Genomic DNA, 11,806 nt, shown 5'->3' on the forward strand with positions numbered 1-11,806 from the left:
TTGCCTGTGAGCAGCCCTTATGGCCTATTGGACGGCGCGAATGTAGCGGAGAGTGAGCAGGTGATCGCACGGTTCGCCATGTATTCATCCGATCGTGTGAGGATTGCCCGCAAGGCTGACGTACGCCGGTCGGACGTACAGTGGCGTGGGCGCGTTACAGGCCTGACACACCGGTTCGCTGAGGGAGGCGCTTGCCGTGAGTGAGTTGCGGTTCGTCCGCATGGGGTTCGGTGCGGATGCCGTCGATTACCAGGAGGCGTGGGACGAGCAGCGCCGGGTGCACACGGCCCGGTTCGCCGACGAGGTTCCCGACACCGTGATCCTCCTGGAACACCCCCCGGTGTACACGGCGGGCCGCCGCACCGAGGACAGCGAGCGCCCGCTGGACGGCACCCCGGTCATCGACGTGGACCGCGGCGGCAAGATCACCTGGCACGGCCCCGGCCAGCTGGTCGGCTACCCGATCCAGAAGCTGCCCCGCCCGGTGGACGTCGTCGCCCATGTGCGCCGCCTCGAAGAGGCGCTCATCCGCACCTGTGCCGAGTTCGGCCTGGAGACCACCCGGGTCGAGGGCCGCAGCGGCGTGTGGGTGCTCGGCGACCCGGTCGAGCAGCGGCCTGCGCTCGGCGGGCTCTCCCTCGACTTCGACCCGCGCCTCACCGACGAGGAGTTCGACCCCCGCCTCGACGGCCCGGAGTACGCGCCCTCCAACGCCGGCCAGCGCCGCGAGGACCGCAAGATCGCCGCGATCGGCATCCGGGTCGCCAAGGGCGTCACGATGCACGGCTTCGCCCTCAACGTGAACCCCGACAACAAGTGGTTCGACCGGATCATCCCGTGCGGCATCCGGGACGCGGGGGTGGCCTCCCTGGCCAACGAGCTCGGCCGGGACATCACCATCGAGGACGTCCTGCCGGTGGCGGAGCGCCACCTGAAGGACATCCTGGAGAACGCGGAACTGAAGCCCCGCGTGATCGAAAAGGCCACGGCCTGATCAGGGAATGCGCCCTGCGGCCGCGAGGTTGGCCTCACCGGTAGGGCTCAGTTAACACGGGCGTACCCTGGTGTACGCCGAAGAATCGAAGCTACAGGGAGCCGCTGTGTCCGCAGTCACGCCCGACGGACGCAAGATGCTGCGCCTGGAGGTCCGCAACAGCCAGACCCCCATCGAGCGCAAGCCCGAGTGGATCAAGACCCGGGCGAAAATGGGTCCCGAGTACACGAAGATGCAGAACCTCGTGAAGAGCGAGGGCCTGCACACGGTCTGCCAGGAAGCCGGCTGCCCGAACATCTACGAGTGCTGGGAGGACCGCGAGGCGACCTTCCTCATCGGCGGCGACCAGTGCACCCGGCGCTGCGACTTCTGCCAGATCGACACCGGCAAGCCCGAGGCCCTGGACCGCGACGAGCCGCGCCGCGTGGGCGAGTCCGTCGTCACCATGGACCTGAACTACGCCACCATCACCGGCGTCGCCCGCGACGACCTGGAGGACGGCGGCGCCTGGCTGTACGCCGAGACCGTGCGCCAGATCCACCGGCAGACCGCCGAGCGCGAGGGCGGCCGTACGAAGGTGGAGCTGCTGGCCCCCGACTTCAACGCGGTCCCCGAGCAGCTGGCCGAGGTCTTCTCCGCCCGCCCCGAGGTCTTCGCGCACAACGTCGAGACCGTGCCCCGGATCTTCAAGCGGATCCGCCCCGGCTTCCGCTACGAGCGCTCGCTGAAGGTCATCACCGAGGCCCGCGACTACGGCCTGGTCACCAAGTCCAACCTGATCCTCGGCATGGGCGAGACCCGCGAGGAGGTCAGCGAGGCGCTCAAGCAGCTGCACGACGCCGGCTGCGAGCTGGTCACCATCACCCAGTACCTGCGCCCCTCCGTGCGCCACCACCCGGTGGAGCGCTGGGTCAAGCCGCAGGAGTTCGTGGAGCTGAAGGAGGAGGCCGAGCAGATCGGCTTCTCCGGTGTGATGTCCGGCCCGCTCGTGCGGTCCTCCTACCGCGCCGGGCGCCTGTACCAGATGGCGATCGAGAAGCGCGGTTCGTACATCGCGACCCAGGCTGTGTGAATTCGCGCACAAGCAATTACTGGCCAGTAATGGCCGAGTCGACGCGGTCCTGACCGTCCTCGCTGATGAGGGCAGCCATCAGGGCCGCGTCAGCGTTTCGGCGCTCTGTATCAAAGCTTCATTGGTGTTTGACCGGTCGGACACGCCCTGGTAACACCAATCAGTGACTCTGGTATCACGCCCCGTACACCACCCGATCCGAGGGGGGACCTCGATCATGCAGGCCGCGCCCGTTCGCGCCACCGCCATCCCGACCTTCACCGACGCGCTCCGCGCCGTCGAGTCCCTGCTGATGAGCGGCGGACAGCGCACCGCCCGCCGCAACGCCTGGACCTCCGTGCTGGAGGACCGCCGCCGCGCCAAGGACCGGGTCGAGGCACAGCGCGTCCTGGAGCAGGCCGCCACCCGTTCCTGACCCCCCTCCCCCGGCGGGCACTGCCGTCGTGGGCACTCCCGGGGCCACGTAGACTTCGTGGCATGGCGAGGAAGGAAACCGCGGCGGACGCCGCGAACGCAGGGCGACTGAAGCAGATCGCCCTCACGTACAAGATGACCCGGAAGGCCGACAAGACGATCGGTCTTGTCCTCGGGGCCGTCGGCATCGGCACCCTCGGTGTGTTCCTCGCGATCGGCTTCCTGATCGGCCACCCGGTCTATCTCGGCATCCTGGGCCTGCTGCTGGGCGTTCTCGCGACGGCGATCGTGTTCGGGCGCCGGGCCGAGCGGGCCGCCTTCGGGCAGATGGAGGGCCAGCCGGGCGCCGCAGCGGCCGTACTGGACAACATCGGCCGGGGCTGGACGACGACCCCCGCGGTGGCGATGAACCGCAGCCAGGACGTGGTGCACCGGGCCGTCGGCAAGGCCGGCATCGTGCTGGTCGCCGAGGGCAACCCGAACCGGGTGAAGACCCTGCTGGCCGCCGAGAAGAAGAAGATGAACCGCATCGTGGCGGACGTGCCGGTGCACGACGTGATCGTGGGCACGGGCGAGGGCCAGGTCGAGCTGAAGAAGCTGCGCACGACCATGCTCAAGCTCCCGCGCGTGCTCACCGGCCCCCAGGTGACCACCACCAACGACCGGCTGCGCGCCATGGGCGACCTGATGAGCAACATGCCGCTGCCGAAGGGTCCGATTCCCGGACGTGGCCCTGGCGGTCGCTCCCCCCGGATGCCGCGAGGATGACACCCGGCCTCACCTCCCCGCTCATCTCCATGGGCGGCAGGGGGTGAGGATCAACGGGAGGGGTACCTTCGTAGCCCTCCAGGGCCTCCATGAGTCCTTCCCAGAGGCCTGACGCAGTCCAGCGCCGCCAGTGCCCGCGCAGGCCCGTAGAGCCGTACTTCGCCTCGAGTTCGGGCCAGCGGGCACCGGTCCGCGCCTTCTCCAAGAACGCTTCCAACACGACGCGCGGCGCGAGCCCGCCCTTCTGGCGCGGGGTGGGACCTCCGCCTGGGAAGCGAACCGTTCCCATGACCCGATCCCAGGCCGCGTCTGTGAGATCGGGGACCATGCGTTCGTTCTTCCGGAACCACTCCGCCACCGAGCAGACCAGCCCCTTGCGCATCGGCGGAGGAGGACCGGTCACCTTGATACGGATGTTGAGGAGTTCCATGAACTCCTGCTGTTGTTCGCCGGACAGCTCCTCCAGGCGGTGGTGTGCCATCTCCGCGAGAGCCTGAAGGTTCTTCGCGCGCTCCTCCCCCATGGCCACCTCAACCTGCCAAGCGGCAACCTCTCCCCGCGTCTTCTCCAGTTGTGCCAGTTCCTCCAGCAAGGGCTTCACGGCCCGCTCAACGGCGGCTTCGGCTTCCTCCGGAGTGCGCCCCTTGCGCAGTTCCCGTTTGGTCACCACGACAGTCGTGACGTCGATCGTGTCGTTCTGCTCCGCGATGTGCTGATCCAGTTCGGCGAGCCTCGACGTCAGGTCGACGTTCTGCCCGACCGTCGTTCCCACCCACTCCTCAGCCATGGCCCGGAGGCGCTCGGCATCGCCGAGAAGTTCACAGACTTCCATCCATGCCCACTTCTCCACGCCGCCTGCGTTGATCTGGGAGCAGGAGCAGGTGGGCGCGCCGGGGTAGGCCTCGGCTTTGCCCGTGCAGCGATAGTGCCGAGTTGTCGCCTCAGCGCGAGTGGCTCCCACATAGTGCTTGCCACAAGGGCTCATGATCCGGCCCGAAAGCGTGTATACCCGCCTGGGACCCGCAGCGGCACGAGCAAGTTTGGCAGTCGCTCGCCGGAGCTCGGCGACCTCTTCCGGAGTGAAGACGGGGTCCAGGTCGATGACGATGGACTCGCCCCACACCGGACGGCCGTCCGGTCCCAGCTCGGCGTTCTTGGGGCTCCTGAAGACGAACCGGGCGTTGAGCAGATCCTCATCCATCAACCGCGAGCGGATATTAGCTCTACTCCAAGGCTTACCGGACCGGGTCAACAGCCCTTCGGCGTTGAGGCTCAGCGCCACCGTTTCCCAGCGCCCTCGGAACCTGACCGCGAATTCCCGCGCCCTGCGAAGCACCACAGCTTCATGGAGATTCACGCACGGAAACGACCGAGAGCAGCATTCCCCTCCGTCGCATAAATCGATAACGAGCCTCTGCTCACCCTTCTTCCCTTTGTTGGCGATCCGATATCCATAGCGAGCCTGCCCGCCAGGAAATCCGCCCTCTTCCGCCTTTTCTTGAATTCCCCCCTGTGTACGGCTACGAATATTCTCACGCTCATCCTCCGCATAATCTGCATCTTTGCGCATCTTCGAGCGTCCGGAGGCTGTGGAATTGTCGTAGTCGTCCTTGACGACAGCAACGAAGATCCCGAGTTCTTCGAGGTCCCAGACCCAGCGCCAGAATGCCCGGCCTGTACGACCGATGGCCCGGCCTTCGTTCACTACCACCATGTCGAAGGGGCGAGGATCACGGTGGGCATCCCCCATGAGCCGCTTGAGGTCGCCCCGCTGGTGCGCCTCGAGGCTGCCGCTCACGCCTTCGTCGGTGTAGGTGCCGACATGAGCCCACCCCTTGCGCTCGATGTAGCGCGCGGTCTTCTTTGACGTGTAGGCGACGCCGTAGCCCTTGGCCTGGTCTTCGGTCGAAACCCTCAGGTAATCAACCGCTCGAAGCGTGGTCGCCCCTGCTGCTCCATCGACTAACGATGTGAGAGCCTTACCCATGTCAGTCCCTCCAGACTGGCCAGACCCCGGAGCGCGCCAACGCTGCCGGGGTCACCCATGTGGTCAGTCAACTGTATGTGATGATCGCGCTACTCGGGCCCGAACAGGATTTCCAGTATCCGACGATGCGCCGCTTGCGATCCCGGCCTCTCCGTCGCCTGCCAAATGGCCTTGCGATCAGGGCTCTTCTCTACGGGATCTCGCAGTCGCTCCGAATGTTTCCTCTTACCTGGTCCGCCTCCCCCCTTATGGTCCGCCTCTGAGAGAGCTTGTAGACGTTGTTTGCGAGCCAACACGGCGGGCCACCCGACCGGAGGGGACGAAGCGATGGACGGGCAAGGTTTGCACGTGGCACTGTCGCTGGAATCGACAGACATGACGGGGCCTCCAGAGCCTCAAATCAGGAAGTAGGTATCGGGTGTTCATGACTTCTCTCCTTTGCGCTTACAGGGCGCTTATCCTGCGTACGCCCTGATCAGGCGCAGCCAACTTGCCTTCGAATTATACGAGTTGCCACCGCCGGAAGCTCGTGCTTTTCCGTGACATGCAGGATCGATGAATCATCTGGGACGGTAGAAATCCGCACCGTAATACGTCCCCGCCCACAGCCACTGACAGGCCATCAGCTCCTGAGCGAGGCAGCCACCCCAGGGGGCATGCTCACAAGCCCGCGCAGACCGCAGCGACCACCGGACCACACCCGGGAACCCGGCCAGTACCAGGGCACACCGCTCTCCCGGCGAACAGGGAGAAGACAGGGAGCAGCCGTGCGACCAGATCGGAGTAACTCTTCTTTACTTGCTCAAGGGCGCGCCTTCGGCGCGCCGCGCGGCCCTGCCGCTCGGCCCGGCGTGCGGCCTTCGGCCGGTCCGGTCCGGCGGCAGCCGCGCAACGACCGCAAGCGACCCCCGAGCGTGCGAACGTCACTCCGGCCGGATCGGCGTAACTCTTCTTCTCTGTTCTTGAAGGCGACTGCCTTGCCCAGTCCGGTCACCGGGATGTGGCTGGGGCCGACGGCCTCCGAGGCTTTTAGGCAGCCACCATGGGGCGAGCCTCGAAGAACAGGGGGCCGATCGGGCTATTGCGGGCAGGTCCCAAAGACTGCCCGATCCGCCAAGCAGCGTAAGGCCCCCTGTTCACTCACCCCATGGCAGCTCCCGCCCAAAAGCCTCTACGGCCGGCGGCGTGCCCAAAGCGCACCACCACGGCATCACACGTTCAGACAGCAGAGAGCCCCGTCCACGGCCCTACGGGGGAGGAGTCACAGACGGGGCAGCCGACTCGCTGAGCCTTGATTTCGCCGTCCTCAGCGAGCCGGGGTCATTCGTCCCGTGTCACACGGGCGTGATCGCTCACGACACGGCCGTCCGGCGTCGTCTGGACATGCGCAGGTGACGCCATCAGATGCGCCGCTACCTTCTGCACCACGTCAGCGTTCCACGTCCCCATAGCCACCATCGGACGACCGTCCGGCGCCACGCGGGGAGCCAGCCAGCCAAGGTCCCGCGCCGGAATCCCGATCGCCAGCAGCGCCTGCCGCAGCACCTCATGCGCGTCAGCAGCAGCCTTCTTACTGCTCTTGTAGATCTCCATGGGGATCACTGCCCCGCCCCCTTCGGTGCGCAAGCCGTGTGCCAGTAGACCACGATCGGAGACGAGTCCCGGCGAGCCAGCAACCCCCGGCGGCAGTTCTCAAGGTTCTTGATCGGCACACCACATGCCGGGCACGTCTCACCGGCCGGGGCGTAGGTCGTGTACTCCCGCTGACGCGCGTCGGTCTCCACTGTCGGGTTCGTCATGGCGGGATCGTGGCCCGTCCTTGTGGACGTATCTCCCCCGCGGGCAGGGACGGTTGGGACAATCGGCCGTTAGGCTCGAAGAAGGCCCAAACGTCCATGGGGGAAGCCTTGAACGCCGCCTTACGATCAGCTATGGCCGACGCCGATATGAAGCCCAGGCAACTCGCGGCCCGGATCGGTGTGAGTGTGAAGCAGGTGGAACGCTGGCTAGCGGATGCCGAACTGAGGCCACACGCGAGGAACCGCACGGACGCCTGCCGTGCGCTGGGAGTGGATGAAGAGATGATCTGGCCGAAGACCGTTCAGGAACGCGTGAAGACAGGCCATGACCGTGAGCTAGTCCACAGCTACCCCTACCGATCCGCCTGCCCCTCGACAGTGTGGGCCGATCTTGTCGACGAAGCCACGCAAGAACTGTTCTTCGCTGGCTATACCAACTATTTCCTCTGGACCCAGGTGCCTCATTTCGCCGACACCCTTCGCCGCAAGGCCGAGAGCGGGTGTCGAGTACGGTTCCTGCTGGGAGATCCGGACGGCGAGGTGACCCGGAACCGCGAGGCCATCGAGGACGTCACGCTGAGCGTGTCCACGCGTATCAGGATCAGCCTGGAGCATCTGGAGCGGCTTGGGCCCCTGGAAGGCCTGGAGACTCGGTTCAGCGCCGCCGATGACGCGGTGAACCACGTGTCCCTGTCCGTCTTCCGCTTCGATCACAACGCCTTGGTGACTCCGCACCTTGCCCGGCTCGTGGGCCATGATTCCCCACTCCTGCATCTGCGCCGACAGGGTGACGGCGGCATGTGGTCACGCTTCGCAGAGCACGCGGAAGAACTCTGGGGTCGGGGAGTGCACGTCCGCAGCTGACGCGGCCCTCAGCCAAGATTCAGTAGTCCGCGCCGCCACACAACACGGCCCCCACCCTCGACACCAGGTCGGGACGGGGGCCGCCGTACGTGGGCCTTCCCCGAGCATTCGCCCAGGTCAGAAGCTAGACGCGCAGAGTGAACGCAAAGGCAACCTTGGAGAACGCTGCCGAAGGGTCCGATGCCGAAGGGCATGCGGATGCCGAAGGGCGGCCCGAAGGCTCGCTAGTCCTCCTCCCACCTCCTACGACGAAGGGGGCGCCCGGAGTGATCCGGGCGCCCCCTTCGTCGTAGGAGCGGGCGCTGGGCGCGGGCCTCCGTCGTAGGAGGAGCGCTAGGCGCGGACCTCGACGGTCTTCGCGATCCGGTCGTGCAGGCCGCGGCCGTCCCGGTCCCAGATCAGCGCGGGGATCGCGAGGCACAGCAGGACCGTGCGCAGCAGGGAACGCAGCGGGTTGACCGTGCCGGTCTCCAGAGCCACGACCCGGATGCCGAACAGTCGCTTGCCCGGGGTGAAGCCGATCGTGCCGACCAGGAGGGCGCTCATCACGAAGAAGACGAGCAGGGCCCAGTTGCTGGTAGCCGGGCTGTTGCCGTGCGTGATCAGGCCGTATGCGATCAACACGCACAGACCCCAGTCCACGGCCAGCGCCCCGAGGCGCCTGCCCGGCCGGGCGATCGAGTTCGGTCCCTCCTGCGGGAGGCCGAGCTGCTCGCCCCGGTATCCGAAGTCGGCACCGGCTTCTTCCATGGCCGCGCGCGGCCCGGACAGCCACGATCCGATTGCTTGCCTGTTGTCCACCCGACAACGGTACTGCGGCCGGATTCGGACACAGCGCCGAGGGGTGTGTCGGGGCTACGGTGGAACCGTGGCCGGTTAACTTCTGCGAAACAAATGGGTCACGCCCGAGAAATCACCCGTCCCTAGGGTCGAGACCAGCGTGTGCCACCGCACTGGCAGCACGAACGATCTACCACCCCGGCGAGGACGGTCGGGAGTAGGAGGAGCTGGATGTTCCAGAACGCCGACGAGGCCAAGAAGTTCATCGCGGACGAGGACGTCAAGTTCATCGACGTCCGCTTCTGCGACCTGCCGGGCGTCATGCAGCACTTCACGGTGCCCGTTGAGGCGTTCGACCCGGACGAGGAGCTGGCGTTCGACGGATCGTCGATCCGTGGTTTCCAGGCCATCCACGAGTCCGACATGGCGCTGCGCGCCGACCTGTCCACGGCCCGTGTCGACCCGTTCCGCCGGGACAAGACCCTCAACATCAACTTCTTCATCCACGACCCGATCACGGGCGAGCAGTACTCCCGTGACCCGCGCAACGTGGCCAAGAAGGCTGAGGCCTACCTCGCCTCGACCGGTATCGCGGACACCGCGTACTTCGGTCCCGAGGCCGAGTTCTACGTCTTCGACTCCGTCCGCTTCGCGACCAGTGCGAACGAGTCCTTCTACCACATCGACTCCGAGGCGGGTGCCTGGAACACCGGCGCCCTGGAGAACAACCGTGGCTACAAGGTCCGCTACAAGGGTGGCTACTTCCCGGTCCCGCCGGTCGACCACTTCGCCGACCTGCGCGCCGAGATCTCCCTGGAGCTGGACAAGCAGGGCCTGAAGGTCGAGCGCCAGCACCACGAGGTGGGCACCGCCGGCCAGGCGGAGATCAACTACAAGTTCAACACGCTGCTCGCCGCGGCCGACGACCTCCAGCTCTTCAAGTACATCGTGAAGAACGTCGCCTGGCGCAACGGCAAGACCGCGACCTTCATGCCGAAGCCGATCTTCGGTGACAACGGCTCGGGCATGCACGTGCACCAGTCGCTGTGGAGCAACGGCGACCCGCTGTTCTACGACGAGGCCGGTTACGCGGGCCTGTCGGACACCGCCCGCTACTACATCGGCGGCATCCTCAAGCACGCCCCGTCGCTGCTGGCCTTCACCAACCCGACGGTGAACTCCTACCACCGTCTGGTGCCGGGCTTCGAGGCGCCGATCAACCTGGTGTACTCGCAGCGCAACCGCTCCGCCGCGATGCGTATCCCGATCACCGGCTCGAACCCGAAGGCCAAGCGCGTCGAGTTCCGCGCCCCGGACTCCTCCGGCAACCCGTACCTGGCCTTCTCGGCCCTGCTCCTCGCGGGCCTGGACGGCATCAAGAACAAGATCGAGCCGGCCGAGCCGATCGACAAGGACCTCTACGAGCTGGCTCCCGAGGAGCACGCGAACGTGGCCCAGGTCCCGACCTCGCTGCCGGCCGTCCTCGACTCGCTCGAGTCCGACCACGAGTTCCTCCTCCAGGGCGACGTCTTCACGCCGGACCTGATCGAGACGTGGATCGACTTCAAGCGCGCGAACGAGATCGCCCCGCTGCAGCTGCGTCCGCACCCGCACGAGTTCGAGCTCTACTTCGACGTGTGATCGGACCGCCCTGCGCGGTTCGAGAACGAGGGCCGTCACCCGGAAACGCTCCGGGTGACGGCCCTCGGCCGTGTCCTGGTGCCGCCGCCGTCAGCTCACCACGACCACGACCACGGGGACGTTGTTGAACCCGTTGTTGAAGCCGAAGAAGCCGTTGTTGAAGCCGTTGTTGAAGCCGCCGTAGTAGCAGTTGTTCCACCAGCAGCCCCGGTTGGTGGAGACCTGGGTCGGGGTGGCTGCCGACGCGGTACCGGCGGTGCCGATCGCGACCCCGCTCGCCATCAGAACGCCGATGGCGGACACCGCGGCAAGACGCCTCGCGCGATGTGCTTTCATCGATCTGCCCTCCTTCCACCCCCTCGTGCGGTCTTCGTCGAGGCACGAGACGGATGGCCACGGTCCCGGAGCGCGATGCCCGGCGTGGTCGTAGGTGTTGCCGCCCGGGTAGAGGAAACAGGGCTCTCAGTCCCCAGCGATACGGGGATTGCGCACATCCGGCGCACCCTGTGGCGCGGCTCTCACCTGTAGATGCTAGCCGCCCGGCGACCACCCAGCATCCTGGGCGGGATCGGCGCCGCAGCAGGCCGGGGCAGCCGCGGCCGCCCGTGCAACCTTCCGTGCTTCCCAGGCTTCCTACTTTTGGGGGATCATCCCCCTGGTTCTGTCCGACGAGAGAGGTTGAACGGGGATGACCGAACAGAACGACTGGGAGCGCGAGTTCGATCACAGATGGGCGAATTCAGCCGAGCATAAGGAGCCCTCGGCGCGGGCCCGGATGCTCGCCGCCCGCTGGAAGGAGAACCCGCCGGACCCCGCACCGTTCCGCGCCGACCCGGAGCCGGTGACGCCCCGGCGGTCGTCGTGGGTGTCGACGGTCGTGGTGCTCGGCTGTGTGGCCGCGGTGATAGTCCTGCTGGGGTACGCGCAGATGCGCTCCCCGTATTAGGGGACGGGGAGCCCAGGAGGAGGCCGGGGTCGGGGCGGCGGCCGCACGGCGGCCGGCCGCGGGTGCCGTGCTGCAAGACGTCCTCGACACCGCCGATCCGGCCGTCTGGCCGGCGCTGGACGAGAGCGTACGGACGGAGGAGCTGTCCTTGCCGCCGTACGTCGTCCCCGCCTGGGAAGGGGCGGACGGCGGGCGCTCGCTGACCGCCGTCCTGTGCCGCTGGTGGCCGTGCGGAGCACGGACTGGGCGCAGCCGGTACGCGAGCGGGGCCGGGAAACGGCTCGCCGAGGCTCTGGACGCGGAAACGGGCGCCCGGCTGGCCCCGCTGATCAGGCGCCTCGGCGACGCGGACGAGCTGCTGCTGACGCGGGCCGGGGTGACCGTGCGGCGGGTCCGGTCGTGGGGAGCGGACGCCGAGGTCGCGGAGCTGCTCGCGCAGGCCCGGTGTCGCCTGGGCTGAGGCGCCCGGGCGCGCCGGAAGCCTTTGCTGCCCCTAGGTCTGCTCGCGACCTCCTCATGGCATTCCGCAGGTGCACACTGG

Annotated in this window: 12 protein-coding genes and 1 pseudogene; 8 read left to right on the plus strand and 5 right to left on the minus strand. The window is 67.0% G+C overall.

The genetic code is table 11. The features are described 5' to 3' along the window. Positions 1-196 precede the first annotated feature (196 nt). The 4 genes from lipB to AQI88_RS06010 all read left to right on the plus strand — a co-directional run bounded on the left by lipB (position 197) and on the right by AQI88_RS06010 (position 3,248). Positions 197-994, plus strand: a complete 798-nt coding sequence (lipB, locus tag AQI88_RS05995) for a lipoyl(octanoyl) transferase LipB (RefSeq protein ID WP_066992989.1) — start codon at positions 197-199, stop codon at positions 992-994. Positions 995-1,100: 106 nt separating this feature from the next. Continuing rightward, positions 1,101-2,066, plus strand: coding sequence for a lipoyl synthase (gene lipA, locus AQI88_RS06000; protein ID WP_066992992.1), 966 nt, complete (start codon positions 1,101-1,103; stop codon positions 2,064-2,066). 217 nt (positions 2,067-2,283) lie between these two features. Next, entirely contained in the window at positions 2,284-2,481 is a 198-nt protein-coding gene (locus AQI88_RS06005) for an SCO2195 family GlnR-regulated protein (RefSeq protein WP_066992994.1), read from the plus strand. Positions 2,482-2,543: 62 nt separating this feature from the next. After that, positions 2,544-3,248 carry a DUF4191 domain-containing protein gene (locus AQI88_RS06010; protein WP_066992996.1) on the plus strand — a complete coding sequence of 235 codons (705 nt, stop codon included), beginning with the start codon at positions 2,544-2,546 and terminating at the stop codon, positions 3,246-3,248. Positions 3,249-4,737: 1,489 nt separating this feature from the next. Here the strand turns inward: AQI88_RS06010 and AQI88_RS47460 are convergent. The 3 genes and pseudogenes from AQI88_RS47460 to AQI88_RS45770 all read right to left on the minus strand — a co-directional run. Then, a pseudogene (locus AQI88_RS47460) lies at positions 4,738-5,235 on the minus strand (recombinase family protein); the annotation flags it as partial. A gap of 1,320 nt (positions 5,236-6,555) precedes the next feature. Next, positions 6,556-6,828 carry a hypothetical protein gene (locus AQI88_RS06015; RefSeq protein ID WP_159050300.1) on the minus strand — a complete coding sequence of 91 codons (273 nt, stop codon included), beginning with the start codon at positions 6,826-6,828 and terminating at the stop codon, positions 6,556-6,558. A gap of 5 nt (positions 6,829-6,833) precedes the next feature. Continuing rightward, entirely contained in the window at positions 6,834-7,034 is a 201-nt protein-coding gene (locus AQI88_RS45770) for a hypothetical protein (RefSeq protein ID WP_159050301.1), read from the minus strand. 282 nt (positions 7,035-7,316) lie between these two features. Between AQI88_RS45770 and AQI88_RS06020 the strand changes: the two genes are divergently transcribed. Further along, complete coding sequence (locus tag AQI88_RS06020; protein WP_079057434.1) at positions 7,317-7,898, plus strand: DNA-binding protein; 582 nt, start codon at positions 7,317-7,319, stop codon at positions 7,896-7,898. Positions 7,899-8,231: 333 nt separating this feature from the next. On the opposite strand, the gene AQI88_RS06025 is transcribed toward AQI88_RS06020, so the two are convergent. Next, positions 8,232-8,699, minus strand: coding sequence for an RDD family protein (locus AQI88_RS06025; protein ID WP_066993002.1), 468 nt, complete (start codon positions 8,697-8,699; stop codon positions 8,232-8,234). A 210-nt stretch (positions 8,700-8,909) separates the two neighbouring features. Between AQI88_RS06025 and glnA the strand changes: the two genes are divergently transcribed. After that, on the plus strand, positions 8,910-10,319 hold the full coding sequence (gene glnA, locus AQI88_RS06030; protein WP_066993006.1) for a type I glutamate--ammonia ligase: 1,410 nt from the start codon (positions 8,910-8,912) through the stop codon (positions 10,317-10,319). A 90-nt stretch (positions 10,320-10,409) separates the two neighbouring features. Here glnA and AQI88_RS06035 read toward each other — a convergent pair whose 3' ends face one another. Beyond that, positions 10,410-10,655 carry a hypothetical protein gene (locus tag AQI88_RS06035; RefSeq protein WP_066993008.1) on the minus strand — a complete coding sequence of 82 codons (246 nt, stop codon included), beginning with the start codon at positions 10,653-10,655 and terminating at the stop codon, positions 10,410-10,412. 352 nt (positions 10,656-11,007) lie between these two features. On the opposite strand from AQI88_RS06035, the gene AQI88_RS06040 reads away from it, so the two are divergent. Then, positions 11,008-11,265 carry an SCO2583/SCO2584 N-terminal domain-containing protein gene (locus AQI88_RS06040; protein ID WP_066993010.1) on the plus strand — a complete coding sequence of 86 codons (258 nt, stop codon included), beginning with the start codon at positions 11,008-11,010 and terminating at the stop codon, positions 11,263-11,265. A 67-nt stretch (positions 11,266-11,332) separates the two neighbouring features. Beyond that, entirely contained in the window at positions 11,333-11,725 is a 393-nt protein-coding gene (locus tag AQI88_RS06045) for a hypothetical protein (RefSeq protein ID WP_066993013.1), read from the plus strand. The last annotated feature ends 81 nt before the right edge of the window (positions 11,726-11,806 follow it).

It is taken from the genome of Streptomyces cellostaticus (assembly GCF_001513965.1).
Classification (GTDB): Bacteria; Actinomycetota; Actinomycetes; order Streptomycetales; family Streptomycetaceae; genus Streptomyces; species Streptomyces cellostaticus.